Annotated in this window: 23 protein-coding genes; 19 read left to right on the top strand and 4 right to left on the bottom strand. The window is 60.0% G+C overall.

Going from position 1 to position 26,989, the window contains the following annotated elements; translation table 11 throughout:
* Window position 1: 1 nt before the first annotated feature.
* The 13 genes from pgi to H3T93_RS07015 all read left to right on the top strand — a co-directional run bounded on the left by pgi (window position 2) and on the right by H3T93_RS07015 (window position 15,911).
* The gene (pgi, locus tag H3T93_RS07075; protein WP_144178050.1) at window positions 2-1,699 is read left to right on the top strand and encodes a glucose-6-phosphate isomerase; all 1,698 of its coding nucleotides are present in this window, start codon (window positions 2-4) and stop codon (window positions 1,697-1,699) included.
* A gap of 220 nt (window positions 1,700-1,919) precedes the next feature.
* Window positions 1,920-2,291: a 50S ribosomal protein L19 gene (gene rplS / locus H3T93_RS07070; protein WP_046322486.1), complete on the top strand. Its 372-nt coding sequence runs from the start codon at window positions 1,920-1,922 to the stop codon at window positions 2,289-2,291.
* 155 nt (window positions 2,292-2,446) lie between these two features.
* Entirely contained in the window at window positions 2,447-3,211 is a 765-nt protein-coding gene (gene lepB, locus H3T93_RS07065) for a signal peptidase I (protein ID WP_052733252.1), read from the top strand.
* A gap of 7 nt (window positions 3,212-3,218) precedes the next feature.
* On the top strand, window positions 3,219-3,926 hold the full coding sequence (locus H3T93_RS07060; RefSeq protein WP_144178049.1) for a ribonuclease HII: 708 nt from the start codon (window positions 3,219-3,221) through the stop codon (window positions 3,924-3,926).
* Between the two features lie 38 nt (window positions 3,927-3,964).
* Window positions 3,965-5,086, top strand: a complete 1,122-nt coding sequence (locus H3T93_RS07055; protein ID WP_144178048.1) for a LacI family DNA-binding transcriptional regulator — start codon at window positions 3,965-3,967, stop codon at window positions 5,084-5,086.
* A 102-nt stretch (window positions 5,087-5,188) separates the two neighbouring features.
* Window positions 5,189-6,802: a xylulokinase gene (locus H3T93_RS07050; RefSeq protein WP_144178046.1), complete on the top strand. Its 1,614-nt coding sequence runs from the start codon at window positions 5,189-5,191 to the stop codon at window positions 6,800-6,802.
* Window positions 6,803-6,866: 64 nt separating this feature from the next.
* Window positions 6,867-7,559 carry an L-ribulose-5-phosphate 4-epimerase gene (locus H3T93_RS07045; RefSeq protein WP_144178045.1) on the top strand — a complete coding sequence of 231 codons (693 nt, stop codon included), beginning with the start codon at window positions 6,867-6,869 and terminating at the stop codon, window positions 7,557-7,559.
* Window positions 7,560-7,587: 28 nt separating this feature from the next.
* Window positions 7,588-9,102, top strand: coding sequence for an L-arabinose isomerase (araA, locus tag H3T93_RS07040; RefSeq protein WP_144178044.1), 1,515 nt, complete (start codon window positions 7,588-7,590; stop codon window positions 9,100-9,102).
* A gap of 243 nt (window positions 9,103-9,345) precedes the next feature.
* Complete coding sequence (locus H3T93_RS07035; protein ID WP_144178043.1) at window positions 9,346-11,376, top strand: LPXTG cell wall anchor domain-containing protein; 2,031 nt, start codon at window positions 9,346-9,348, stop codon at window positions 11,374-11,376.
* A 191-nt stretch (window positions 11,377-11,567) separates the two neighbouring features.
* Window positions 11,568-12,437, top strand: coding sequence for a hypothetical protein (locus H3T93_RS07030; RefSeq protein WP_144178042.1), 870 nt, complete (start codon window positions 11,568-11,570; stop codon window positions 12,435-12,437).
* A 169-nt stretch (window positions 12,438-12,606) separates the two neighbouring features.
* On the top strand, window positions 12,607-14,082 hold the full coding sequence (locus H3T93_RS07025; protein WP_144178040.1) for a class C sortase: 1,476 nt from the start codon (window positions 12,607-12,609) through the stop codon (window positions 14,080-14,082).
* 128 nt (window positions 14,083-14,210) lie between these two features.
* Window positions 14,211-15,059, top strand: a complete 849-nt coding sequence (locus tag H3T93_RS07020) for an aldo/keto reductase (protein WP_144178038.1) — start codon at window positions 14,211-14,213, stop codon at window positions 15,057-15,059.
* A gap of 54 nt (window positions 15,060-15,113) precedes the next feature.
* Window positions 15,114-15,911, top strand: coding sequence for an HNH endonuclease family protein (locus tag H3T93_RS07015; RefSeq protein ID WP_232348748.1), 798 nt, complete (start codon window positions 15,114-15,116; stop codon window positions 15,909-15,911).
* Window positions 15,912-16,048: 137 nt separating this feature from the next.
* Here the strand turns inward: H3T93_RS07015 and H3T93_RS07010 are convergent, their stop codons facing one another.
* Window positions 16,049-17,620: an MDR family MFS transporter gene (locus tag H3T93_RS07010; RefSeq protein WP_046322505.1), complete on the bottom strand. Its 1,572-nt coding sequence runs from the start codon at window positions 17,618-17,620 to the stop codon at window positions 16,049-16,051.
* A 328-nt stretch (window positions 17,621-17,948) separates the two neighbouring features.
* Between H3T93_RS07010 and H3T93_RS07005 the strand changes: the two genes are divergently transcribed.
* The 5 genes from H3T93_RS07005 to H3T93_RS06985 all read left to right on the top strand — a co-directional run bounded on the left by H3T93_RS07005 (window position 17,949) and on the right by H3T93_RS06985 (window position 22,890).
* Complete coding sequence (locus H3T93_RS07005) at window positions 17,949-19,097, top strand: phosphate ABC transporter substrate-binding protein PstS (protein WP_144178036.1); 1,149 nt, start codon at window positions 17,949-17,951, stop codon at window positions 19,095-19,097.
* Window positions 19,094-20,047: a phosphate ABC transporter permease subunit PstC gene (pstC, locus tag H3T93_RS07000; RefSeq protein WP_144178034.1), complete on the top strand. Its 954-nt coding sequence runs from the start codon at window positions 19,094-19,096 to the stop codon at window positions 20,045-20,047. Before H3T93_RS07005 ends, pstC begins: the two co-directional genes overlap by 4 nt.
* On the top strand, window positions 20,044-21,024 hold the full coding sequence (gene pstA, locus H3T93_RS06995; protein WP_110424896.1) for a phosphate ABC transporter permease PstA: 981 nt from the start codon (window positions 20,044-20,046) through the stop codon (window positions 21,022-21,024). The genes pstC and pstA overlap by 4 nt, the downstream gene beginning before the upstream one ends.
* Window positions 21,025-21,055: 31 nt before the next feature.
* Window positions 21,056-21,835, top strand: a complete 780-nt coding sequence (gene pstB / locus H3T93_RS06990; RefSeq protein WP_144178032.1) for a phosphate ABC transporter ATP-binding protein PstB — start codon at window positions 21,056-21,058, stop codon at window positions 21,833-21,835.
* 68 nt (window positions 21,836-21,903) lie between these two features.
* Window positions 21,904-22,890, top strand: a complete 987-nt coding sequence (locus H3T93_RS06985; protein WP_144178030.1) for an AEC family transporter — start codon at window positions 21,904-21,906, stop codon at window positions 22,888-22,890.
* Between the two features lie 4 nt (window positions 22,891-22,894).
* Here the strand turns inward: H3T93_RS06985 and H3T93_RS06980 are convergent, their stop codons facing one another.
* Window positions 22,895-23,110 carry a hypothetical protein gene (locus H3T93_RS06980; RefSeq protein ID WP_144178028.1) on the bottom strand — a complete coding sequence of 72 codons (216 nt, stop codon included), beginning with the start codon at window positions 23,108-23,110 and terminating at the stop codon, window positions 22,895-22,897.
* 204 nt (window positions 23,111-23,314) lie between these two features.
* Between H3T93_RS06980 and H3T93_RS06975 the strand changes: the two genes are divergently transcribed.
* A complete protein-coding gene (locus H3T93_RS06975) occupies window positions 23,315-24,715 on the top strand; it encodes an NCS2 family permease (RefSeq protein ID WP_144178026.1) in 1,401 nt (466 codons plus the stop codon).
* 650 nt (window positions 24,716-25,365) lie between these two features.
* Here the strand turns inward: H3T93_RS06975 and H3T93_RS06970 are convergent.
* Together H3T93_RS06970 and trxA are read right to left on the bottom strand one after the other, a co-directional pair.
* Entirely contained in the window at window positions 25,366-26,373 is a 1,008-nt protein-coding gene (locus H3T93_RS06970) for a G5 domain-containing protein (protein WP_144178025.1), read from the bottom strand.
* Between the two features lie 149 nt (window positions 26,374-26,522).
* On the bottom strand, window positions 26,523-26,867 hold the full coding sequence (gene trxA, locus H3T93_RS06965; protein WP_110412466.1) for a thioredoxin: 345 nt from the start codon (window positions 26,865-26,867) through the stop codon (window positions 26,523-26,525).
* Window positions 26,868-26,989 lie beyond the last annotated feature (122 nt).

The following is a 26,989-nucleotide window of genomic DNA, read 5'->3' as shown; positions in this document are numbered from 1 at the left end:
CATGGCCATCAATCCTCCAGTGGACGCTACCAGCACCAAGGCCTGGGCGGCCTTGCACCAGCACTTCGACGACATGCAGCGCCAGGGGATCGATCTGCGCGCATGGTTCGCCAAGGACCCGCAGCGCACCGAAAAGCTCAGCTTCGAGCTGGGCGATCTCTATATCGACCTGTCCAAGAACCTGATTCAGCCCGAGACCTTGTCCCTGCTGGCTCAGCTGGGCCGCGAGGTCGGCCTTGAGGAGCGGATCGAGGCCATGTTCAACGGCGAGCACATCAACAACACCGAGGACAGGGCCGTTCTGCACACAGCCCTGCGCCGTCCCGAGGAGGACCGCGGCCGGCTGATCGTGGACGGGCAGGATGTGGTGGGCGACGTCCGCGACACCCTCAATCGCATTTATGCCTTTGCCGACCAGGTCCGCTCGGGTAGCTGGACCGGTCTGACCGGCAAGCGGATCACCACGGTGGTCAACATCGGCATCGGTGGCTCCGACCTGGGCCCGGTCATGGCCTACGAGGCTCTGAAGCCCTATGCTGATGCCGGCATCAGCGCCCGCTACATCTCCAACATCGATCCCAACGATCTGGCCGAGAAGACGCGCGATCTGGATCCGGAAACCACGCTCTTCATCATCGTCTCCAAGACTTTCACCACACTGGAGACCCTGACCAACGCACGCCAGGCCCGCGCCTGGCTCCTGAAGAGCCTTGGGGAGCGTGGCCTGCTGTCCAAGGACGGCGAAGACCGTTCGGCCGAGGCCATCCGTCGGCACTTCATTGCCGTCTCGACTGCCCTGGACAAGGTGCGCGACTTCGGCATCGATCCGCAGAACGTCTTCGGTTTCTGGAACTGGGTCGGCGGCCGGTACTCGGTGGATTCCGCCGTGGGCACCTCCCTGGCTATCACCATCGGCCCCGAGCGCTTCGAGGAGTTCCTCAAGGGCTTCAACACCGTAGACCGCTACTTCCGTGCCACTCCTCTGGATCGGAACGTGGTGGCCCTGATGGGCCTGCTCAACGTCTGGTATGTCAACTTCTTCGGCGCCCACTCGCACGCCGTGCTGCCCTATGACCAGTATCTGCACCGTTTCCCGGCCTACCTGCAGCAGCTGACCATGGAGTCCAACGGCAAGTCTGTGCGCTGGGATGGCACCCCGGTGACCAGCCTGACCGGCGAAATCTTCTGGGGGGAGCCCGGCACCAACGGCCAGCATGCCTTCTACCAGCTGATCCATCAGGGCACCCGTCTGATTCCTGCTGATTTCATCGCCTTCGCCAACACTCCCAACCCGGCCAAGGACGGCGACCAGGACGTGCACGAGCTCTTCCTGGCCAACTTCCTGGCCCAGACCAAGGCGTTGGCCTTCGGCAAGACCGCTGATGAGGTCCGTGCCGAGGGCACTCCCGAGGCCATCGTCCCGGCCAGGGTCTTCACCGGCAACAGGCCCACCACCTCCATTTTCGGCGATGCGCTGACCCCGGCAGCCCTGGGCGAGCTGATTGCCCTCTACGAGCACATCACACTGACCGAGGGCACCGTCTGGGGCATTGATTCCTTCGACCAGTGGGGAGTTGAGCTGGGCAAGAAGCTGGCCCGCGAGATCACTCCGGCCATCTCCCGGGACGACCAGGCGCTGGCCGAGCAGGATCAGTCCACTAAGTCTCTGATCGCCTTCTACAGGGCCCACCGCCGCTGATGCCCAGCCGGGCCTTGCAGGTCCGGCTCGTGGTATATTATTGGACAGTTGTTTGCCGGAAGGGTAGCTGCCGCATGGGCTCCCTTCCTTTCAGGTCCAGCCGGATGCTCCGGCGGATCGGCACCCCCGACGGCAGACCGTCGGGTTCCGTTCAGGATCGCTTCCCTGTGGGTTGCGATCCATGACATGGGTCGATGTGCGGCGGCCATGGAGGAACAGCATGAATGCGATTCAGGAATTTGACGCCAGCCACATGAAGCCTGCGGAGCAGATCCCCGACTTCCGTCCCGGCGATACCGTCGAGGTCAACGTCAACATCACCGAGGGCAACAACTCCCGTATCCAGGCTTTCACGGGCGTGGTGATCGCCCGTCAGGGCTCCGGTGTGCGCGAGACCATTCTGGTGCGCAAGGTCAGCTTCGGCGTGGGCGTCGAGCGTCGCTTCCCTCTGCACTCCCCGCAGATTGACTCCATCAAGGTGCTGCGCCACGGCCGTGTCCGCCGTGCCAAGCTCTACTACCTGCGTGGGCTGCACGGCAAGGCCGCCCGTATTGTCGAGCGGCGCGACAACAAGGCCGAGTCCGACAAGTAGGATTTTGCCGGGGCGATCCAGCCCAGACCTTGGCCGTAAACACCCGGGATGCAGTTCTCCCGGGTTTTTTCATGCTTGGGTGTGTACGCTATGAGGCATGCGGGACCTATTCTGTTAGTTAGTGTGTGGTTTTCTGCGGATGACAAGGAGTGAATATGGCCTTTCGGGATGAGGAAACGACCCCGTCAGGACTCTGGTACCCGGACGGCAGGCAGGCCACCTCAGCCCCGGTGCCACCCCGTCATGCCCACGGCCACCCTGGTGGACGCGGCTCCGCCAGGGGCAGCCACCCACGTCTCGGTGAGCGTGGCTTTCTGCCCGAGTTCTTGTTCGAGCTGGTTGTCCTGCTGGTAGTGGTCTCCATCCTGCGCATATTTTTGATTTGCAACTACATCATCCCTTCCGGCTCCATGGAGAACACCTTGGGCATCGGGGATAGAATCCTGACCACTCATAGGCTGACCAGATCCATGGTGGCTCCCCGCCGTGGGGATGTGGTGGTCTTTACTGATCCAGCTGACTGGCTCGGTGATGAATCCTCGCCCAGCTTTCGTGGCAATCACCTGGTCAAGCGTCTGATTGGCATGCCCGGCGACACGGTGGCCTGCAAGGGTCATGGCGCCCCGGTCACCGTCAACGGTGTAGCCCTTGACGAGAGCTCCTACCTGCGCCCAGGAGTAGAGCCAAGCTCCTTCCCTTTCAAAATCAAGGTCGACCCTGGGCATGTCTTTGTCATGGGCGACAATCGCTCCAACTCTGCAGATTCCCGCCTGCACAAGGACGACGGCCATAATGGTCTGGTTCCCATAGACAACATCAAAGGCACTGCGTTGCTGACCTATTACCCGGTGGGCAGCTGGAAGCTGCTCAATAACCAGCACAAGGTCTTCGACGCCGTGCCCGACCCGACGCAGGACTGAACCGGCTGTGAGGCGGATTCTGCCAACCCTGGCCACCGAGGCTGCCTTGGCTGACCAGGGAGCTGAGTATGTGCTGGGCCTGGATGAGGTCGGTCGGGGAGCCCTGGCGGGTCCCGCCATGGTCGGCGTGGTGGCGGTCAGGTCCGCCGACCTGCCCCATTTGAAAGTCCCTGACGGGGTGGCGGATTCCAAGATGCTGACCCCTGCGCGTCGGCTGGCCATGTACCGTGATCTGGAGGACTGGGCTGCCGGCTGGGCGGTGGGGGCCTGCTCCAACCATGAGATCGACCAGTGGGGCATCGTTCACGCTCTGGGCATCGCCGCCCTGCGTGCGCTGACCGAATTGGAGCATGGGATGGACCTGGGGCCTGACAGCCGCCTGGCTGCCATCCTTGACGGCCCCCATGACTACATCACCCCGGCCGCCGACAGCTTTGACGCCCCCGACATCCCGGTTCTGCCCAAGGTTTCCACCCAGGTCAAGGGTGATGCCCACTGTGCCAGTGTGGCCTGCGCAGCGGTCATAGCCAAGGTCACCCGTGACCAGCTCATGGTCCGGCTGGCCGCCTCGGATCCCGCCCTGGCCCCATACCAGTGGGAGCACAACAAGGGCTATGGGTCGCCTGCACACCTGGATGCCATTCGCCGCCTGGGGCCCAGCCGTCTGCATCGGGTCAGCTGGCATTTGCCTTCATCCGGTCCCGGCAGGGGCTAATATCGGAACGGTCGAAACGGCTATCGGAAGAAGGTCACATGCCCGCAGGCAGCGGCGGCAGGTCACGGTCCAAGCGCCCCTCCATGTTCGAGGTTGCCCGGCTGGCCGGTGTCTCCCACCAGACTGTGTCCAGGGTCATCAACAATTCCAAGGACGTCTCGCCGGCAACCAGGGTCAAGGTGCAGCAAGCCATCAGAAAGCTGGGCTACCGACCCAGCAACTCTGCGCGGGCCTTGGCATCCAGTCGCAGCCGAACCATCGGACTGGTGGCGGGCGGTGTCAGTCTCTTTGGACCTGTCTCATCGATTACAGCCATTGAGACCGTAGCCCGTTCCCATGGCCTGTTCATGTCGGTCATGATGGTGGACGAGTCAACCTGCACGCTTTCCGGATTCCAAGAGCTCTGCGGCACCTTCCTAGAGCAGAATGTGGATGCCTTCATCTTCCTGACGCCCACCGACACCATGTTCCAGGCCGCCTGCCAGGTAGAAGTCAGCCAGCCCCGTGTCATCGTCACCTCCACGCACGGCATCACCAGCGTCGAAGAAGCCCTGAGCCACCGGCGGGGCGACGGCCGGATAGCCCTGACCGGAATCGACCAGTGGGGCGCTGTGCAGTGTCTGGCCCGACTGCTGGTCTCCCGGGGCCATCGACGGGTGCTGTATATGGCCGGCCCCTCTCAGTGGCGGGATGCCGCCACCCGGCTGGCCTCCTGGAAGGTGGCCTGCGCCCGCTGCCGCATACGAACGGCCGTGGTCCACGCCCGCAGCTGGGAGGCGGGGGAGTCCTACACGCTGATGAATCACCTGATCGATCAGCGGGGCATGAGCGGCACGTCCATGCCCTCAGCCGTGGTTACCGCCAATGACAACCAGGCCGTGGGCGTGGCACGGTCCCTGCAGGAGCACGGCATCCGCATTCCCAGTGACATCAGTCTGGTGGGCTTCGATGACGTTCCCACGGTAGACAACATGTTTCCGCCGCTGGCCACGGTCCGCCCCCGCTTTGAGGATCTGGGGGTGGCCACCATGCGGCAGGTTCTGGCCCTGCTTCACCAGGGACAGCCGGTAGACTTTCCGGTCACCCACCATGGGGTGGGGCTGATCCAGGCGGATGTGATTCAGCGTCGGTCCCTGGGCTACGCCGTCAAGCGCCTCTGACTACTGTTGGCCTGTATCCAGCGGGCTTGCCTGATGCTCTGGTCTCAGTTACAATTGTAACCAGAATATGTGAGCGTTAACATATCAGGCAAAGGAGCGGACATGGTTCTTGGAGAACAAGGCGTCATCGTTAGCGAATTACAGGAGGGCGCGACCAGTCTGGGCATCGAATTCGGCTCCACCCGCATCAAGGCTGTGCTGATCGACCATGACTACCGGACGCTGGCCACAGGGGACGTCGAGTGGGAGAACCGGCTGGAGGACGGCCTCTGGACCTACTCCATGGACCAGATCCATCAGGGTCTGCAGGCGGCCTATGCGGCCATGGCCGAGGATGTCCGCCGCCAGTACGGGGTGACGCTGACCAAGATAGGCGCCATGGGAATCTCGGCCATGATGCACGGCTACCTGGCCTTCGACAAGGATGGTCGGCTGCTGGTGCCATTCCGCACCTGGCGCAACACCAACACCCGCCAGGCCCACGAGGAGCTTTCGCAGGCTTTCAAGATCAACATTCCCGAGCGCTGGTCCATTGCCCACCTTTACCAGGCCATTTTGAACGGCGAAGAGCATGTGCCCAAGGTGGCCTATATCACCACCTTGGCCGGCTACATGCACTGGAGGCTCTCCGGCCGCAAGGTCATCGGCATCGGCGATGCCTCGGGCATGTTCCCCATCGACTCCTCCCGCAAGGAGTTCGACCAGGGCCTGCTGGACATCTTCTCCCGACTGCCCCAGGTCCAGGCCCAGCCCTGGGACATCCACGACCTGCTGCCTGAGCCATTGACCGCCGGCAGCGATGCGGGCGCGTTGACCGCAGAAGGGGCCGCCCTACTTGATCCCAGTGGTCAGCTGCAGCCCGGCGTACCCATGGCCCCGCCCGAGGGCGACGCGGGAACCGGCATGGTGGCGACCAACGCGGTTCGTCCCCGCACCGGCAACGTGTCTGCAGGCACATCCATCTTCGCCATGGTGGTTCTGGAACATCCCCTGCGTGATTTCCATCCAGAGGTGGATCCGGTCACCACACCGGCTGGGGATCCAGCCGGCATGAGCCATGCCAACAATTTCACCTCGGACCTGAACGCCTGGGTGGGGCTGTTCGGGGAATTCGCCAAGGCCGCCGGTCTGGATCTCAAGGGGGATGCGCTCTACGCCACCCTGTTCAACCAGGCCCTTCTGGGAGACAAGGATGCCGGCGGGCTGATCAACTACTGCTTCTATTCCGGGGAGTTCCTGGCTGGTCTGGAGGAGGGCCGGCCCGTCTTTGCCCGCGGCCCTGAGGGACGGATGACCCTGGCCAACTTCATGCGTGCCCAGCTCTTCTCGGCCTTCTCGCCGGTCACCATCGGCATGGATGTGATGACCCGCCAGGAGCATGTCCAGGTGGACACCATGGTCGGGCACGGTGGCATCTTCGCCACCCCCAAGGTGGCCCAACGGATTCTGGCCGCCGCCTTCAACGCCCCCATCAAGGTCATGTCCACTGCTGTGGAGGGGGGCGCCTGGGGTATGGCCGTCCTCGCCGACTATCTGGGTCATGCCGACCAGACCCTGGCCGACTACCTGGATGCCAATGTGTTTGCAGGCGTCCAGTCCACTACAGAGCAGCCGGACCCGGCTGATGTGAAGGGCTTCAGAGCCTTCTTCGACCGCTTCACCAAGGGCCTGCCCATCGAGCAGGCGGCTGTGAAGACCATCCCCCTGCAGGGATGAGGCCGGGAGCTGAAAACGTCAAGCGGCCGGATCAGCAGGATCGGGCCGGGAAAAGGAGTTGCTGATGGTGTCCTTGGCTGATTATTCGCCCGAGGTGCGCGACGAGGTGAAACTGGTGCGCGAGCAGGTGGCCACCCTGCATGCGCAGTTGACCAGGTGGAATCTGGTGGTCTGGACGGCGGGTAATGTCTCGCAGCGGCTGCGTTCTGCCGATCTGATGGTCATCAAGCCCTCGGGGGTGCGCTATGAGCACCTGACCCCGGGCTCCATGGTGGTCACCGATCTGGATGGCAACGTGGTCGACGGTGCCGAGGCTCCCTCTTCGGACACGCTATCGCACGCTTATATCTACCGGCACATGCCCGAGGTCTATGGCGTGGTCCACACCCATTCCACCTATGCCACCGCCTGGGCGGCCACCGGCAGGGACATCCCTTGCGTGCTGACCATGATGGGTGACGAGTTCGGCGGTCCCGTGCCGGTCGGTCCCTTTGAGCTGATCGGCTCCGAGGCCATCGGCAAGGGCGTGGTCGACACCCTCAAGGATCACCCGGGCTGCCCGGCTGTGCTCATGCGCAACCATGGGCCCTTCACCGTGGGGGCCGACGCCGAGGCTGCTGTCAAGGCGGCGGCCATGACCGAAGAGGTGGCCCACACGGTCTGGGCGGCTGAGCAGATCGGCACGCCCAAGCCCATTGATCCGGCCAACATAGCCAAGCTCAATGACCGGTACCAGCACGTCTACGGCCAGCACTGAGTTGGAAAACATAAGCAAAGGAGCAAGTATGAGCATGAAAAATCCCTTCGAGGGCAAGGAGCTTTGGTTCGCCGTTGGTTCGCAGGACCTCTACGGCGAGGAGACTCTGCGTCAGGTGGGCGTCCAGGCGGCGGACATCGCCAAGTCCCTCAACGACTCGGGTCGGATCCCGGTCAAGCTGGTCCTGAAGCCCACCCTGAAGGACTCGGATTCCATCCTGAATTTCATGGTCGATGCCTCGTCGAACCCGGCCTGCATCGGCGTGGTGGCCTGGATGCACACCTTCAGCCCGGCCAAGATGTGGATCAGAGGTCTGGAGAGGCTGCGCAAGCCGCTCCTGCAGCTGAACACCCAGCATCATGTGGAGATCCCCTGGGACACCATTGATATGGACTTCATGAATCTGAACCAATCGGCCCACGGGGACCGTGAGTTCGGCTACATTCTGACCAGGCTGGGAATCCCGCGCAAGATCGTGGTCGGCCACTACACCGACCCCGAGGTTGCCGACAAGATCGGCGTCTGGGCTCGCGCCTGCGCCGGCTGGGATGCCGCCAACAACATGAAGGTCTGCCGCTGGGGCGACAACATGCGTGACGTCGCCGTCACCGAGGGCGACAAGACCGAGGCCGAGCGGGTCTTCGGTGTCTCCGTCAACACCTGGCCGGTCAACGAGCTGGTGGACCATGTCAACGCCGTCACCGACGACCAGGTCAAGGATCTGATCGAGGACTACAAGCGCAGCTATGAGGTGGCTCCCGAACTTCTGGACTCCCGGTACGACTCTCTGGTGGTGGCCGCCCGCGAAGAGCTCGGCATGCGGGCCATGATGGAAGAGGTGGGTGCTACCGCTGCCGTGGACAACTTCCAGGATCTGGGAGGTCTGCGTCAGCTTCCCGGCGTGGGGGCCCAGCGGCTGATGGCTGACGGGTACGGTTTCTCGGCAGAGGGCGACTGGAAGACCTCGGTTCTGATCCGGATCGGCAACGTCATGGGCTACGGGCTCAAGGGTGGCTGCTCGCTCATGGAGGACTACTCATACAACTTTGTGCCCGGCCATGAGGAGATCATGGGCGCCCACATGCTGGAGGTCTCGCCCACGCTGTTGACCGAGGGGCGGCCCCGCCTGGAGATCCACCCCCTGTCCATTGGCGACAGGGAGGACCCGGTGCGCCTGGTCTTCACGGCTACGCCTTGCACCGATGCTGTGGTCGTCTCCCTGGCGGATGTGCGCGAACGCTTCCGCCTGGTCATGAATGTGGTGGATGTGGTCGAGCCCGGCGGGTCCTTGGCCAAGCTGCCCGTGGCACGTGCGCTCTGGAAGCCGCGGCCCTCGCTCAAGGTCTCGGCTGAGTGCTGGCTGCGCGCCGGCGCAGCCCACCATACCTGCATGACCACAACCGTGGGCCGTGAGGCCTGGGAGGACTTCGCACGCATGGCTGGTGTGGAACTCGCCGTCATCGACGAGAACACTGAACCCCGGCGTTTCGAGGCCGACCTGCGTGCGGCCGAGCTCTACCATCGGCTGGATAACCGGCACTGAGCGCCTGTTCCAGGAAGATATCAAGGCCCCGCCACTGCACATGTGGCGGGGCCTTTACATATTCGGCTTGTCGGTTTGCGTTGTCACAATTTTGTCGGTACAGTGATGATTAGGCAATGGGAACAGTGGCATGTCCCAAAGTTGACATAAAGCCCACCCCCCTGAGTCGGGGAAGTGATCGGTTGGGGAGGCGAAGATGTGCCTGGCCATCCTGTGCCTATTAATACAGAAGGGAAAGCGTGCATGCACATGCAACGAGATAATGAAGGGATAAGGCTCCCCAAGCTTTTAGGCTTGGCGGTCGCCGGAGCGACGCTCCTAGCGGGCATGGTCGTTCTGCCAGCCACCCAAGCTTCAGCCGATGAAGATTCGTATGGATTCAGCACAGAGGATAACTTCAAACCTGGCGATTTGGATGACAGCGTCCAGCCACAGCTGACAGTTACCAAGTACTTCTCACTGGTTGAAGGGTACGCTGCAACTGGATCTGCTAATGATGTCAATAATTTTAAGAACGACAAAGATCTAGTCCCGGCTAAGGGTATTAGGTTCAATGTCTTTGAAGTTGCTCCCAACGGATCAGCTACGAATATTAGCGATATAGTTGCCAGTGATACTAGCACTTGGAAGATGAAAGATGGCACCCAAAAATTCGTCGCAGAGACGGACGGACAAGGTGTAATAAAGCAGTGGTACGCGGCGAATACGGATGGGTCTCCTAATAAGGCGAACCCGCTGCAGTTCCCCAAAGGTGCTAACCATTACTTCATTTTGCAGGAAGACCAGAAGAATTCGCCTGCTTTCGCTAATGACAATCCTCAAAAGCTAGACATCACTAAGTATGCTCCTTCAGCAAACGCTTTCTTCGGCTTGCCCTATAGAACCAATGGGAGCAATACTGACAGCACTCCTGGATACATCTATAACCTCCACCTCTTCCCCAAGAACAGGCACAGCTCGGCATTTGCCAAGACAGTTCAAGGAGTCGCAGATGCCAAGACTGGTGAGGCGAAGGCCTCTCGTTTTGCGAAAGCAGGAGATAAGATCTCGTACAAGCTATCGCAGACGATTTTCAATACCACCAATCCAGTGTCGAAAGATGGCAAGCTCGATACGCACGAGTTGAAGGGCTCGTTCGCCGATCTTCGTATTGTCGATCGTATGTCCAGCTCGTTGAGCGCCAATAACGATTTCACTGTGAAAATCGACTACAAGGATAACACTAATGCGGATAAATCGCTACCTCTTACACAGGGTGAGAGTGGGCAGTACAAGCTCAGCACTCCTACCGAGAATCCAGACAGAATCCTGAAGACCACAGCTTCCCCGCATATGTTCCCGGACAATCCTGAGAATGTCAGTTACTTCCAGTTTGACTTCTTTGGTGGGAATGCCACGGATACAGATGGTTTTATTAAAAAGTTGCAGGGACTTCCGGCAACGGTTCTGCAGCTTGATATCACTTACACTGCCACCGTTACTGGCAAGGGTGATTCGACTGGTACTGACGGTGTAGCAAACGATGCGGCTTCCGACTTTACCGAGAACACTACTGCAGACGGGGATCCTACTGACCCGATTCATGAGCATACGAACGTCGTCAACGCGGTTCTTGTTTTTGGTTCCATCAAGAGCGAGAAGGACGGTTATGCCGCCCTTCCTAAGACTGAGTATCGTCTGGTGGATCCCGGCAATCAGGACAAGTATCTGGCGTCTGATGGACAGTTCTATGCCCCGAAAGCACTGCCAGAAGATGCCGTGTTTTATTCGGCGACAGCCAATGAGGATGGTCTGGTAGTATTTGCTGGTCTGCCTATCTTTGATACCCCAGCAAGCGGTACCAGTCCCAAGGCTGCTACCAACACCGTCCCGGCAGGCATCAAGTGGAACGTGCTTGAGACCAAGACTCCTTCAGGATGGCGTAGTCCTGGTTTCTCGTTCCAGCAGGTTACTTATGACAATTACAAAGGTAAGACTGTAGACGAGCTCGTACAGGAACTTGGTCCTCACGCTACGATTCAACCTGACTATTCTAAGTTGAGCTTCGGAAAATTTGATGTACCGGCTACAACTATTACGAAGAACCCGATTAAGTTCAACAATGAAAACATCAGCAAGTACTTGGAGCATTATGCGGTGACCGATGCTGATTCGCCTCTGGCACTGCCTCTGACTGGTGGTCGCGGCATCCTGCTTCTGCTGGTTGTTGGTGCCTTGCTCATGGGTGGTGCTCTGTACGCTCGTAGTCGGCGCAACAACGCCGCCCGGGCCTGATGATGCGGTCACATTAGAAATTATGTGAGGTGACCTGATGGCGGACGGTTCCTCCGAGAATCGTCCGCCATTTTCATACGGACCGTCGGATTCTAGATGGTTCGTACATGTCGGGGCCGTTGGTCTGGTTTTTAGGCCAGCGGATCTGACGCAACCACGTCGTCGAAAGGCGGCCTTGGAAGGGAAGGTTTATGAAGGGAATTGCCTTGCCGAAATGCCTCACCCGCCGGGTCCTGCCCTGTCTGATTGTGGTCTTGGCCTGTTTAGGTCTGACTGCTTTCGATATGACGCCGGCGGCAGAGGCGGCGACGGTCAACCCGACACTGACGGTGCAACTCAAGAGAGGACATTCAGGTCAAGGCGGTCAGAACGACATCCTGCCGAGTGCTCCTGTATCGGCTGGAGCAGGGTATGTCTTTCGCGCCCTTAGGCTGGATGCCAGTACTCTGAAAAGCCGGGTGCAGGCACTTGACCATAACCCTGGGGCTGATAAGGCTCAAGCGGCTATCAGTAGCGAGGTGGCAGCCAACCCAGATGCTTTCAAGGATAAGAAACAACCAGCCGAATACTACGGTGTTTCTGATCAAGACGGGACCATCACCAACGCATCAGAAGCAAAATCTCAGGGAGTCTGGCTCACTGGAGCCCATCTTGATCTAGAAGCGTCCACACTGACAGGAGGAAGCCCAGCTGTTTTTGACGGAGACTACTTCAATGCCTCATATTGGCTGGTTACTTTAGTAGCGCCACCAAAGAGCGAAAAAGTGAAGGTAGATCCTGTAGTTGTGCAGTTGCCGCTCTACCGGGAGCAAGGTGACGTCCATCCGCTTTACGAGGTAACCATTAGTCCTAAGCTCGTTGACGTGCCTCAGAATGCGATTCCGAATGGAGATCAAAGTGGGAATGGAGCCAAGACTGTTCCTGTCGTAAGATCAGGTCCACGAAAGCTGGCCGCTACTGGCGTATCTATGGTAGCGCCTGGTATTCTGCTCCTGGTTTTGGCCGCGATGGGCCTTTACTTGGCAGTCGTCGCGCGCTCCTGGAACAAGAATCAGCGCTAGGTATTCGCACAGACATGTCGGTTTGATATCATCACAGGATATCAGCGGCATCTGTGAGGGTGTATAAAAGACCGGCAGCATCATACAGGTGCCGCCGGTCTTTGTATGTCAAAAGCTATATATAGCTATTAACCGGAATATACGAAATGCAGCATGAGGAAGGCTGTAGATGGATCATAATATTGACTCGGTTACTATGAGCCCAGCTCATGCCCCCGGCAACAGTGATGTTGCTTATGTGCCCATTCCTGCTGATCAAGCAGATATGCCGCCTACCTTTGCTCCTAGTTCTGAACTGCCGCCTTCCTATCCGCCCTTGAAAGCTCCCAAGGATCGCGGTGCTTCAGACCCGAATGGTTCAGATGCAATAGCAGATCCGGTGCTCGTTTCGGGCCAAGCTAAATCATTGGCCCCGATAATCGTCGTTTCAGGAAATAATCGCAAAGCAGTAGATGAGCAAGTCAATGCTGGGCAGATTGCCGTAACAGCATCCAAACAGGCCAAGAAGGGTCGAAGGACAGCCAAGTCCGGCCGAGGATTCGGGCTCCTGGAGACTTTGGCCTTTCTGATTGGTCTGGGAATCTTCCTCTACCCGCTGTTGGCCGCCTACGTGAACTACTCCGAGGATGCCACCGCAGTGGACAACTACGATCAGATCGTGGATGCACTCTCGCCAGCACAGCGCAAAGCCATGTGGCGCGATGCCAAGAAGTATGACGAGGAGTTGGGCAAGCCCACGCTGAGGGACCCCTTCAAGTACAAGGAAGTCAAGGAGCCATTGGGTCGCTACTACAAAACCCTCAATGTAGACGGCAAGGGCATGATGGCCTATGTGGAGATTCCCAAGATCAACGTCAAGCTGCCTGTGCGTCACGGCACCAGCGACCAGGTGCTCAAGGACGGCATAGGGCACATTGCTACAACCCATGTGCCTACCGACAACCGAACCATCCACTCCGTCATCACAGGGCACACCGGCGAAGTCGGCTACATGCTTTTCGATAACCTGACCCAGTTGCGCAAGGGAGACGTCTTCCAGATACGAGTGCTCAAACGGCATTTGAGCTATAAGGTAGACCAGATAAAAGTCATTTTGCCTACCGATGTCAGCGCACTGCAGCCAGTCCAGAATTCCAACTATGTGACCCTTCTGACCTGCTACCCCTATGGCGTCAACTCTCACCGCCTGATTGTGCGCGGACACTATATAGGCGATGACGTGCCTCCTACCCAACCTGAGGGTGCACCCATTTACATGGTCTGGGTGCTCCTGGCTCTGTTTGCGGCCTGCCTGGTGAGCTGGTATCTGCTCTCACGTCGTCGGCGCAACTGCCGTCACGACCTGGAGCAGATGGAACATCTGGAATCTCGGGCGACAGGACCCGGGACTGTGGGGGAGCCGCTGGCGACGATCATGGTCAGCCATGAGCGGGAGACCCGATCAGAAGCCAACCGCCGTCACAGGTTGATCAAAACACGGCGAATCTGCAGCGCTCTCATGTGGCTGCTGGCTGTGCTCGGCCTCTTCTTCGCCTGGGGTGCGGTTGGGATGATGATGAGAATCGGCTTCCTGCCCGTATTCGACCTTGGCTACCACTGGTTCGATACCCACCTGATCTACTTCTTCGGCATTACCAAATTCTAGGCCTGTGCAGGTGCGGACACGTTTGACCACATGGGCCTGTTCTGTTGTAACCGGACTTTTGCCCGGCTCTAGAATGGAGCGAGCATGGCCCGGCAGACTGCTGGGCAGCGTCTGGGAAGGTGTGGACCATGACAGCAGTTCCTGACATCTTATTGTCTGACGGCAATCGCATTCCGCAGGTAGGGCTGGGCGTACTCAGGATCGACGATGATCAAACCGCTGGAGTAGTGCAATCTGCCTTGGAACTGGGGTATCGTCACATCGATACGGCAGCGGGCTACCGCAACGAAGGAGGCGTGGGCCGTGGCCTCAAGGCCTTCGGTTGCCAGAGTGGTCCTGAGCGTGCCAATCTGTGGCTGACCACCAAGCTGCGTGACTCCGAACAGGGCTATGACAGCGCTCTGCGGGCCTTCGACCGCCAGCTGGCCCTGCTGGGCACTGACTATGTCGATATGTACATGATCCACTGGCCAACACCGTTCGATTGGCGGGCTGATCAGGTTTGGCGCGCTTTCCATAGGCTGCGCGATGAAGGGCGGGTGCGGACCCTGGGGGTCTGCAACTTCCTCCCAGAGCATCTGGAACGGTTGCATCGAGAGACCGGGGAGTACCCAGCGGTGGATCAGATTGAGCTGCACCCCAGCTGGCAGCAGCGCACAGTGACGGCCTTCTGCAAGGAGCACGGCATCGCCGTCCAGGCCTACTCGCCATTGGCGCGCGGCGCAGACCTGACAGCAGGAGGCGGAAGGCTGGAGAAAATCGCACAGGCCCACGGGGTCACGCCGGCTCAGGTGGTACTGCGCTGGCATATTGAGAACGGGACCATCATCATTCCCAAGTCTGTCCATCGGGAAAGGCAGGCGGAGAACCTGGACCTGTTCGGCTTCAGCCTGACCCCTGAAGAGCACGCCGCCATCGATGCCATGGACTCCCCGGTGCGTGCAGGACACGACCCGATGACCTACGCCTACGCCTGACCGCTATCATGGATGATTCATGCATGCAGTCTAGATAGGAGGTAGCGGCGGTAGATGACCGGTCCGAGACGCAGAAGATATCGGTATCGAGGCCGCAGCCGGTATGGTTCGGCATGGAGGAATCCCGCCCCGGCCCGCTTCCATCGCGAATCGCTCACGGAACGGGTGCTGATCCTTCTGGTAGTGGCTGTGGTCCTGGGCATCACCATCGGCCTGATATTGCCAAGGGTCAATGGCGGGGTCGGACGGCTGACCGGCCGATATACGGCAACCGGCGATGCGGCCCAGACCCTGCAGGGCCTGACAGTGGACGATCACGCCCGCCCTGGCCGCCAATACCGGCGTGAGGCCTTCGGCTTCAAGGAAACCGATGAGGACGGCAACGGTTGCAATGTGCGCGAGGATGTGCTGACCCGCGACCTGACTGACCTGCGTACCACCACTCCCGGTGGGTGCAAGGTGGCCAGCGGTCGTCTACAGGATCCCTATACCGGGCGGACCATCGAATTCGTCAGAGGCCCGAAGACCAGTTCGGCCGTGCAGATTGACCACGTGGTCGCGCTGGAGAATGCCTGGCGGTCAGGAGCCAGCAAGTGGGACACGGCCCGTCGCTACCGTTTTGGCAACGATCCCTACAATCTGCTTGCCGTGGACGGCCCGGCCAACCAGGCCAAGGGGAGTGCCTCGGCCGACTACTGGCTGCCCGAGAACAAGGGGTACCAGTGCTCCTATGTGGCCCGTCAGATAGCGGTCAAGGACAAGTACTCACTGAGCGTCACCAGCTCGGAAAAGCAGGCCATGCTGGCCGTTCTGCATACCTGCCCAGGCCAGCCTCTCCCGCCGGACCGCTGAGTGCTGGCCCGTAGAAGGCTGACTGACAACTGGCATCTTCCAATTGACATCTTGTATTTACCAGTCTGTCTATCGTGTTGTAGCTAGCGATGAATCTGCTCAGATCAAGCAGGTATTCATGGACGACTTTCCGGTGATCAGTCCTGGGTTTTGGAGTCGGCGGGGGAGGCTGTGAGGGCAGGGGCGTCGGTGTGAATGATGTGCATGTGGCGCAGGAGCATGCGGGTCATTTGGCGGCCGGAGCCAGCACCGTTTCCACGAACGCCGAAGTAGACCAGCAGGACCATGCCCAGGCAGATCAGTGCTGAAATGCGCAGGGCCCACTGCACGCCGAAGATGTTGGCTGCGATCTGGGTGGAGTGGCCGCCGCCCAGAGCGTTGTGGCGCAGGGTGGTGATGGTTTCCATGAGGATGACCAGGATGGGGGCTCCGACAGCGCCGGCGATCTGGCGGGCCGTGTTGGTGACGGCCGAACCCGCAGAAACATCCTTGGGAGCCAGGTTGTTCAGGGACCAGGTGGTCAAGGGCATCAGGGTGAAGCCCATGCCGATCTGACGGATGAACTGGCAGATGGAGACCAGGCCGATCCAGGTATTGGCGCTGATCATGCTCATGGCGATGGTGCCCAGCAGCAGGACCGAGCAACCGGTCATGGCCACGGGTCGTGCACCCCAGCGGTCCAGCAGCCGGCCGCCGAAGAACTGGGCGATAGCGGTGCCGATGGCCCCTGGAAGCATGACCAGACCGCTCATGGTGGCCGAGAAGCCGCGATCCGTCTGGATATACATGGGCAGGATGACGGTGACCGAGCTGAAGGCGAAGAAGGACATGGATGCGATGATGGTGCCCACGGTGAAGTTCTTGATCCGCAGCACATGCAGATCCAGCAGGGGCTTGTCGTGGTGGAGCTGGCGAAGCACGAACCAGATGATCCCGATCAGGCCGACCAGCATGAAGGGCCAGGTCATGAGGGAGGTGATGGGGAAGTTCTCGATGTTGGTGAAGCCGAACATAAGGCCACCGAATCCGAAGATGGACAGGGCCACCGAGAAGAAGTCCGCCTTGACGCTGGTATCGCGCTGGCCGAAGTTGCGCAGGCCGAAGATGGACAGGAGCAGAGCCACAGCCCCGCAGATGCTCAGCGTCAGGAAGATGGAACGCCAGCCGTTGGCGTCGGTCTGCCAGCCGCCCAAGGTGGGGCCGATGGCCGGGGCCACGCTCATGGCCAGGCCCACAGTGCCCATGGCCATGCCGCGCTTGGCCAGCGGGTAGATGGAGAAGACGGTGATCTGCAGAACGGGCCACATGGTTCCCGTGCCTATGGCCTCAAGAATGCGGCCCAGCAGGACCAGGGCGAAGGTCTGCGACTGCCAGCTCAACAGCGACCCCAGGGTGAAGACGGCCATGGAGGTGATGACGATCTGCCTGGTGGAGAAGCGCTTGGTCAGAAAACCGGTCAACGGCACCATGACGCCCATGACCAGCTGGAATACCGAGGTCAGCCACTGGCCGGTGGTCAGGGTGATGTGGAACTCGTCCACAATGGTGGGCAGGGCCGAAGCCAGCTGCAGCTGGGTGAAGTTGCCCAGGAAGGTGATGACGGTCAGGATGGCCAGCGAAAGGAAGGCTTCATGGGTGAGCCTTCCGTTGACGAAGGCTCCATCCTTGCTGAGGGTCCGCCCTTGCTTGGCGAGCTCCTGCTTCCTCATGCACCACCACTTCCTTCGGGTTGGTCCTCACTGCGCATACCGCTCCCCGCGGTGCCGTCCTAGAAAGCAAATCAGGGCATACCGATACCGGTGACACTAAGAAAAGAACAAGAGAGCTAAGCGTCTGACAATGACCTTATAATATACCCGGCTGTGGATTGTGATTGGGTTTTTCCACATGGCTGACGCGGATGTGGCGACCTTGTCCGGCGGTCAGCGTTTCCAGTATGCTGTGTGAGGCGAGCTTCGGTAATGTGAATACGGAAGGGTCCAACACGGGCTGATGAGGACGGACGTTCGAAATGCAACGGCGGTCAAGGTAGGTAGCATGCACGCACATGATCATGGTCGTGGCAGATTCCCGGCCCTCCTCATGTCCTTGGCAATGATGATTTCCCTGGCGGCCTGCGGCGACAATGTCCCCGTCGATGGCGGCGGAACAGGCAATAATGCAGATCAGGCCCTCTTCCAGGGCGAGTTCGCCGGATCTGGCGCATCCTCCCAGCAGAGCGCTGATGAGGCCTGGATAGCCGGCTTCCGCAAGCAGCATCCTGGGGCGCGCATTTCTTACGATCCGGCAGGTTCCGGTGCTGGGGTCAACGCCTTCCTGTCGGGTTCGACCATCTGGGCCGGCACCGATGCGCCGCTGACCAGCGATCAGCTTGAGCGCTCGCATAAGGTCTGCGATTCCGGTACGGCCTTTGACCTGCCCGTTTACGCCACCCCGATTGCTGTGGCCTACAATCTGCCTGATTTGTGGCCCAAGGGTTCAGATGGCCATCTGCGGATGGACCCGGCTCTGATTGCCATGATCTTCTCCGGAAAGGTCACCAACTGGCGTGATCCGAGCATCGCAGCGCTCAATCCGGGAGCCAATTTGCCCGACTTGGACATCACCGTGATTCATCGTTCGGACAAGTCGGGCACCACGAAAAGCTTCCTGTCCTACCTGCACGACACGGCCGGGTCCGCCTGGCCTTACCCAGCGGGTGAGAATTGGCCCAACGACCTGGGGCAGGGCGCCAAGGGCACTGCCGGAGTGGTCATGACCATGAACCAGGCACAGGGTACCTTTGGCTATGCTGACGCGGCCCAGACCACCGGTTTAGGCACCGTGGCCGTCCAAGTGGGGAAGACCTGGCAGCCGCCTACAGCCAAGACCGTGGCCAACCTGCTGGATGCGGCCCAGCGGGATCCTCAGGCCAGTCAGCCTGGCAGGGTGGTCCTGACCGTGAACCACCGCACCACCCGTGAGCACACCTATCCGATTGTCCTGGTCTCCTACGACGTGGTATGTGCTGTCTATCGAGATGATCGGGACGGATCCAAGGCCCAGTTCGCCAAGGCCTGGCTAACCTATCTGCTGAGCGAGCAGGGTCAGCGCATGGCAGCGGCCAATGCGGGTAGCGCTGAGCTGGGGCAAGGGCTGCGCAGCCAGGCCATGGCCTCGGTAGAGACCATCGGGGGGAAGTCATGAGCGACAAACCGGACGAGACCGCAACCCTGAATAAGGCCAAACGGGTGGATCGGATCTTCAAGGCCTGTGCCACCGGGGCAGGCATCCTGATCCTGCTGGCCCTGGCTGCGGTCACCCTCTTTCTGATTCTGCGCGCTTTTCCGGCCTTCACCGGAGACCCTGATTCCCGCACCCAGGCCATAATTTCCCTTAGCGGTGGACGGGCGAGCAGCTTCCTGGGCTATGTGGGTCCGCTGGTTTTCGGCACCATTCTGATTGCCGGCCTGGCCTTGCTCTTGGCTTTCCCCGTCTCCCTGGGCATCGCTCTCTTCATCGGCTACTACGCCCCCACCCGCCTGTCCACGCTGCTCAGCACGGTGATTGACCTGCTGGCCGCCGTGCCCTCAGTGATTTACGGGCTCTGGGGGGCTCTGGTCCTGGTTCCCAATATCACCGGCTTCTGGCGTTGGCTGTCTGTCCATTTGGGATGGATTCCACTCTTTTCCGGACCTGTTGCAGCCCCGGCCCGGTCCGTGGCCACGGTGGCCCTGGTGCTGGCGGTTATGATCCTGCCCATCATCACCTCGGTCACCCGTGACATCCTGATTCAGGCCCCTCGGCTGCAGCAGGAGGCCGCTTTGGCCTTAGGCGCCACCAAGTGGGAGATGATCCGGCTTGCGGTCCTGCCCTTCGGCCGCTCAGGCATCATTTCGGCCTCCATGCTGGGGCTGGGTCGCGCCCTGGGCGAGACCATGGCGGTGCTGATGATCCTCTCGCCAGGCTTCAGCTACTCCCTGCGGCTGCTGCAGGCTTCAAAAAGCCAGACCATCGCCGCCAACATCGCTGCCCAGTTCCCCGAGGCGGACTCCCAGGGCGTGGCCCTCCTGGTGGCCACCGGTCTGGTCCTCTTCATCATCACCTTCATCGTCAATTATCTGGCGCGCAGGATCACAGCAAAGGCGGGTGCATGATGGCAAGCCGAACTGATCGCGGACCGGTCATCGACTTTGACCGCTTCAGGCCAACCAGGTCCTCCATCCGGGCACGCAAGCGCAAGGACCGGCTGATGACCGTCCTGATCGGGCTCTCCTTCCTGGTTGCCTTGATCCCGCTGGTCTCGGTGCTCTGGGTCAGCCTGTCCAAGGGGGTGCGACGGCTGACACCCGACTTCCTTACCCACAACATGAGCGGGGTGGTGGGTGGCAACCCCACGCCGTCCGGAGGCTACGGCGGTATTCTGCATGCGGTAATCGGCACCCTGGAGATCACCTTTGGATCCATGGTCATATCCATTCCGGTGGGTGTCATGTGCGCGGTTTATCTGGTCGAATACGCCCATGGAGGCCGCCTGGCCAAGGCCATCGGTCTCATGGTGGACGTGATGAGCGGAATTCCCTCCATCGTGGCTGGTCTCTTCGCCTTCTCCATGTTCGCTCTAGTGGTTGGGCCAGGCACCGTCAACGGGCTGGCCGGTTCGGTGGCCCTCTCCCTGCTCATGCTGCCCACGGTGGTCAAGACCTCCGAGGATATGCTGGCCGTGGTTCCCAACGACCTGCGAGAGGCGGCCTATGCCCTGGGGGTGACCAAGCAGCGGACCATCACCAGTATTGTTCTGCGCACGGCGTTGCCTGGCATCGTTTCGGGCACCATCCTGGCTGTGGCACGGGTCATCGGGGAGACGGCGCCCCTGCTGATAGCCTCGGGCTTCATCGCCACCACCAACCCCAACCTCTTCTCCGGGAGGATGACCACCCTGCCGGTCTTCGTCTACAACGAGTATTCCCAGGGGCTGGCCGTCTGCGGGCCAGGCGCTGACCCGGGATGCCTGACCGACATCCACATGCAGCGGGCCTGGGCTGCGGCCTTGGTGCTTATCCTTATCGTCCTGCTGCTCAACCTGCTGGGGCGGCTGGTCTCGCGCATCTTTGCTGTTGGGCGGACGCGTTGAGCAGCGCCATGAGAGAAACGGAGGCCGGAACATGGGCCAACGCATAGACATCAACCACCTCAACGTCTACTACGGCGACTTCCTGGCCGTCCAGGACGTGAACATGCGCATCCAGGCCAACAAGGTCACCGCCTTCATCGGTCCCTCCGGCTGCGGCAAGTCCACGGTCCTGCGCACCCTGGACCGCATGCACGAGATCACCCCGGGTGCGCATGTGAGAGGGCAGGTGCTGCTGGAAGGCCGCGACCTCTATGGGCCGGATGTGGATCCGGTCGAGGTACGGCGGGACGTGGGCATGGTCTTCCAGAGGGCCAATCCCTTCCCGACCATGTCCATCCGGGAGAACGTCCTGGCCGGCATACGACTCAACAAGAAGCACATCGCCAAGTCCGACGCGGACGATCTGGTGGAGTGGGCCCTGCGTGGTGCCAATCTTTGGAACGAGGTCAAGGATCGCTTGGACAAGCCAGGCATCGGGCTCTCAGGCGGTCAGCAGCAGCGGCTCTGCATTGCACGTGCCGTGGCCGTGCACCCACAGGTCCTGCTCATGGACGAACCCTGCTCGGCCCTGGATCCCATCTCCACCCTGGCTGTGGAGGATCTGATCAACGAGCTCAAAAGGGACTACACCATCGTCATCGTCACCCATAACATGCAGCAGGCTGCCAGGGTCTCGGACTATACAGCCTTCTTCAACCTCAAAGCCGTGGGTCAGCCCGGCCACCTGGTGGAGATGGATGACACCACCACCATCTTCTCCAATCCGCACGAGCAGGACACCGAGCGCTACATCTCCGGCCGCTTCGGCTGAGACAGAACCGGTCCGCGCACCCAACCGTCAGGTATCATGGTTCCGGCATCCGCGGAAGGAGCGACGGCATGGGAGTATTGCTGGAACCGGCCACCCTCTTGGGCATCATCCTGGTGGGCTACCTGTTCAAGCGTCTGGGCCTCTTTCGTCCGCTGGACTACCGGGTGCTGCAGACCATTGTGTTCGATCTGGTCCTGCCCGGGGCCATCATCTACTCCTTCGCCACCAACCCCCACAATCCCAGCCTGCTTCTGGTCTCGGCCTTTGCCTTCGTTGCCTCGCTGATTCCGCCCCTGGCCATCTTTCTGACCAGCAGGCATCGTCATACGGCCCAGCGGGCTTTTCTTATGCTCAACGGGTCGGGTTTCAACATCGGATGCTTCTGCTTCCCCATGCTTCAGTCGCTGCTTGGCACGGCGGCCCTGGTGCCCGCCGCCATGTTCGACATCGGCAACTCGGTCATGGTCTCTGCAGGGACCAACGTCATGACCCAGGGGCTTCTTCATATTCGACCTGGCCAGTCCCTGGATCCCAATGCAGGCGAGCCAGTCAAGCTGGATGACCCTGATGCCCGTAAACTCCATCGCAAGGCCGCAGCCATCTCAATAGCCAAGGGCTTCCTGAGCTCGCCCTCCTTCGACACCTACATGGTCATGGTGGTCTTCATGCTGGCCGGGATTTCGCTGCCGGACTGGTCGGCCCAGATCACCCGTCCATTCTCGGCGGCCAACGCCTTCTGCTCCATGCTTATGGTGGGCATGCTCATGGACTTGCCCGGCGGACGGGATGATGTCAAGTCCGTATTGCAGATTCTGGCCTGGCGCCTGCCCTTCGGCATCCTGTTCGCGGCGGCCGCATGGTATCTGCTTCCCTTTGAACCGTTGATCCGTCAGGCAGTGGCCTTGTGCTGCCTGGCTCCGACGGCGGTTTTCGCCACCATGTTCACTGACAAGGTTCTTGGCAACGCCCGACTGGCGGGATTCACCCTGGCCCTGACTGCGGTGATCGGTGCGGTGCTCATGGTCTTGGCGCATCTGCTGATGGGCACCCTCTGAGGATTCAGTCCTTCTTGTTGGTTTTCTTATCGTTCTCGCCCTGGTCGCGGCGCTCCTGCTCCTGACGCAGGGTGCGGCCCTCGCGGGTGCGCTGCTTGTTGACCGTGGCTGCTGCAATCCGCTCGGCAACGCGCTCATCCTGTCCACGATCGACTTCGCTGTCGTGCACATGCTGATACTGCTTCTGATCGTCCTGGTCCCAATGATTGTTCCTGGCCATATACCCCTCCTCAAAAGCGGCGTGCCCATCAAGTATCCCCATGTGGAACGGCTTCAGGGCCATGCCTGTATGCCGATTATAGGTGGGCGGAAAGTTCAGCGGCGGTATTGGAGCTCAATAGAGGGAACTTGTAACAGAAAAAGCCGAGTGCTCGTGATATTCTTCTCTTGTCTCATCGCCAAATAAGACAATAAGGAATCGAATATGCATAAGCTATTTCGGCTTTCGGATAATAATACCACAGTCTCTACGGAAGTGGTAGCAGGCATCACCACCTTCTTCGCCATGGCCTATATCATCGTGGTCAATCCCTCGGTGCTTTCCACGGCGGGCATGCCCTGGGGTGCCGTCTTTCTCGCCACTCTGATTGCTGCCATCATCGGCACCCTGATCATGGCGCTGGTGGCCAACGTCCCCTACGGCGTGGCGCCAGGAGTTGGACTGAATGCCTTCTTCACCTTCACTGTGGTCAAAGGGCTGGGCTTCACCTGGCAACAGACCATGTGCATGGTGTTCCTGTGCGGCCTTATCAACATCCTGGTCACGGCCACCAAGCTGCGCAAGATGATCATCCAGGCCATTCCACCCCTGCTCCAACACGCCATCGGCGGCGGCATCGGCGTCTTCATCGCCTATGTGGGTCTGCTCAATGTGGGCATCATCAAGTTCGCCCCCGACAAGACCTCGGCGGCAGGAGCCAACCCTGGCCTGACCACCTTTAACACTCCTGGGGTCGTTCTCTTCGTCATCGGCCTGTTGCTGACCATCTTCCTCCTGATTTTCAAGTTCAAAGGCCACTTGGCTTTCATCAACAAGGGCGCCTTCGTCATAGCCATCATCGTGGTCACGCTGCTGGGCATCCCCATGGGGGTCACCAACATGGCCAAGTCGGTCGATCTGGGCCAGGCCTGGTCGCAGCTGCCGCAGACCTTCCTGGCCATTTTCCGTCCGGAGGGCTTCCCGGCTCTCTTCTCTGACCCGGCCAAGCTGCCAGTGGTTCTGGTGACCATCTTCGCCTTCTCCCTTTCGGACACCTTCGACACCATCGGTACATTTGTGGGCACCGGCCGGCGCTCAGGCATCTTCTCCGCCGAAGACGAGCAGGCTCTGGAAACCGGTCGTGGTTTCAGCTCCAAGATGGACAAGGCCCTGTTCGCCGATGCCACCGCAACCTCCATCGGCGCTCTCTTCGGCACCTCCAACACAACTACCTATGTGGAGTCTGCAGCGGGCATTGCAGCTGGTGGCCGAACCGGACTGACCTCGGTGGTCATCGCCGCCTGCTTTGCACTCAGCGCCGTCTTCGCTCCGCTGATTTCGGCTGTGCCATCGGCGGCCACCGCACCCGTTCTGGTCATTGTGGGCTGCATGATGATGAGCTCCTTCGCCGAGATTGAGTGGGGCGAACTGTCTGAGGCCATTCCGGCCTTCTTCACGGCCATCTTCATGGGCTTTGCCTACTCCATCTCCTATGGCGTGGCCGCCGGTTTCATCACCTACTGCCTGACCATGGTCTGCAAGCGCAAGGGCAGGGAGGTCCACCCCATCATCTGGGCGGTCTCGGCCCTCTTCATCCTGGACTTCGTGCTTCAGGCTGTCCTCTAGAACAAGGTTTTCGAATTCCAGGTCTATCCAAGTTGTGCAGGATTCGGTCTTGGCGAACTGCTGGCTAGGGGAGACTGAGAGAAAATAAACAACAAGACAGCAGTGGGGCCTCGCCGCAGGTGTAATGGCGAGGCCCCACTGGTCCGTGATCTGGTTGAGTGGCTTCAACTGGCAATCCTGTTATAAAGCAAGCTGATATCCCTCGTCCCGTTCCCCCCCCCCCCCTGAAAAGGTGGGAGCCAGGATGGATTAAGGGGGGGGTATAGCGCCATTTTTATGGGTTGCGAAGTCACATTGAGCTTCAAAATGGTGTCTCGGTTTCTCGGCGCGGGCCTAACGGCTGGTGCGAGGACAGTCCCGTTTCTGCTCCGAAGACGACAAAAAGATACCCGGTTGATAGGAGGCATCTTGACAAGGGAGCGAATGATCTGCGTCGCATGGCCGACCAAGGGTTCTGGTTTAATAAATCCTGGTTGTTGTCTACCATACTGCTGATCTTGTGGTGAGCAAACATTGCGCTCAAGTCCAAAACGGATAATCAAAATGACGGGATGATTGGTGGCCCTGTATAGATTGCCCTATATAGAAAATCCCCGGCAGACTATGAGAAGTCTGTCGGGGATTCCTGGTTCAGGTGGTAGGAAAATGGATCAGTACCAGTTGGATGCCTGGGATTGAGCCCAAGCACCACAGGGAGTCCCATAACGGCCCTGGATATAGCCCAGGCCCCAAACAATCTGGGTATGAGCATCAGTCTGCCAGTTGGGACCGGCCGAGGCCATCTTGCTGCCGGGCAATGCCTGAGGAATGCCATAAGCGCCTGATGGGTTGGATGCGTTGGTTCGCCAGCCGGACTCCTTATTCCACAGCTGCACCAGGCAGGTGAACTGGTCTTCTCCCCAGCCGCGGGAGGTGACCAGACCGTGGGCGATGCTTTGGGCTTCGCCCACAGGGACTGTAGTGGTGGTCGAGCCGGCCTGTGCGGGGGTGCCACCGCCGGTGCCCACCAGGACCACCTTGTCGACGGGGACCGTCTTGACGAAGGAGGCGAAGATGTTGCTGGTCAGATGCTTGTTGCCGGCTGCGGTGACCAGGCTGGTGGTCTCCATGACTCCGTTCTGTCCCTCCGTCTTGACCTTGGTGGTCCCCGCCGGGAGGGAGTCGGTCTTCTCTTCAATGGTGTTGAAGGGGATGGGCGACTCGTCCGTTTTGACCTGGGCGCCGGCCCGGTCGATGCGGATGACGGTCTTCTCATCGACACGAGTGGTCAGAGAGGGTGTGATCTGGTCTCCAGGCTGCAGAGTGATGTCCCCGGCCTCCAGCACGGATTTGACATCGGTGAAGCCAGTGCCCAGGACCACCTTGTTCTTCCCGTTGATCTGCACACTCACATAGGAGGTGTTCGCGTTAGCGCCGCCCGCACCGTTGCGGATGGCCTGCCTGGTGCTGCCGCGGGACACCGTGTTTGCATCTTGAGTGGCAGAATAGGATGTTACGCCTGACTTGGCCGAGTTTTCAGTGGATGTGTAGAAGTCGCGCGAGACGAAGCCTGCGCCAACGACCATGCCGAGAACAGTGACACCGGCAGCCAGCCGCAGCCACTGACGCTTGGTCAGAGCCTTGACCGCACTCATCCGTCCTCTACGGTGGTTCGCCATTACTCTCCTCTGTTGGACCGACAGATCCTCAGTGATCAGTCGACTTAACGCTTCCTATCGACCTCATGCTTCCGGTAAGACCGAAAGGGTCACTGGACAAACACATCACTACTTTAGTGCAAATCGGCCGTGGAGCCAACTCGACCGACTCAGGCCTGTGCCGGGGTTGACAGATCGGCCTTGCGTGCCTGGTCGATCAGGTCGTCCAGATCCGAAGACCTGAGCGCACCGGCCTGCTTGAAGATAATCTGGCCCTGCTTGGTGATCATCAGCGTGGGCACCGCTTGGATGTCGGCAGCTGCAGCCAGATCCTGGTTCTGGTCGATGTCCACCTTACCGAAGACGATGTCGGAGTTGGCCTGCGAAGCCTTCTCGAAGATGGGGCCGAAGGCCTTGCAGGGTCCGCACCAGGTGGCCCAGAAGTCAATCAGCACCAGGTCGTTGTCCTTGATGGTTTGTTCGAAGTTTTCCGAAGTAATAGTCGTGGTGGCCATGATAACGCTCCTTGAAGTCGTTTGACTGTCGCGCGGGAAGCTCCCGTGCTTAGCAACCGCTTTCAATCATCAGCATTCCATCAAGGCTGGAAAAAGCGCCCGAATATGCTCTGGGTGGAGAT

Origin of the sequence: Bifidobacterium sp. M0404, assembly GCF_016101415.1 — a bacterium.
In the GTDB taxonomy this organism is placed as follows: Bacteria; Actinomycetota; Actinomycetes; order Actinomycetales; family Bifidobacteriaceae; genus Bombiscardovia; species Bombiscardovia polysaccharolytica.
Note: the sequence above shows the minus strand (reverse complement) of the source record. Positions and strands in the feature narration are given on the sequence as shown.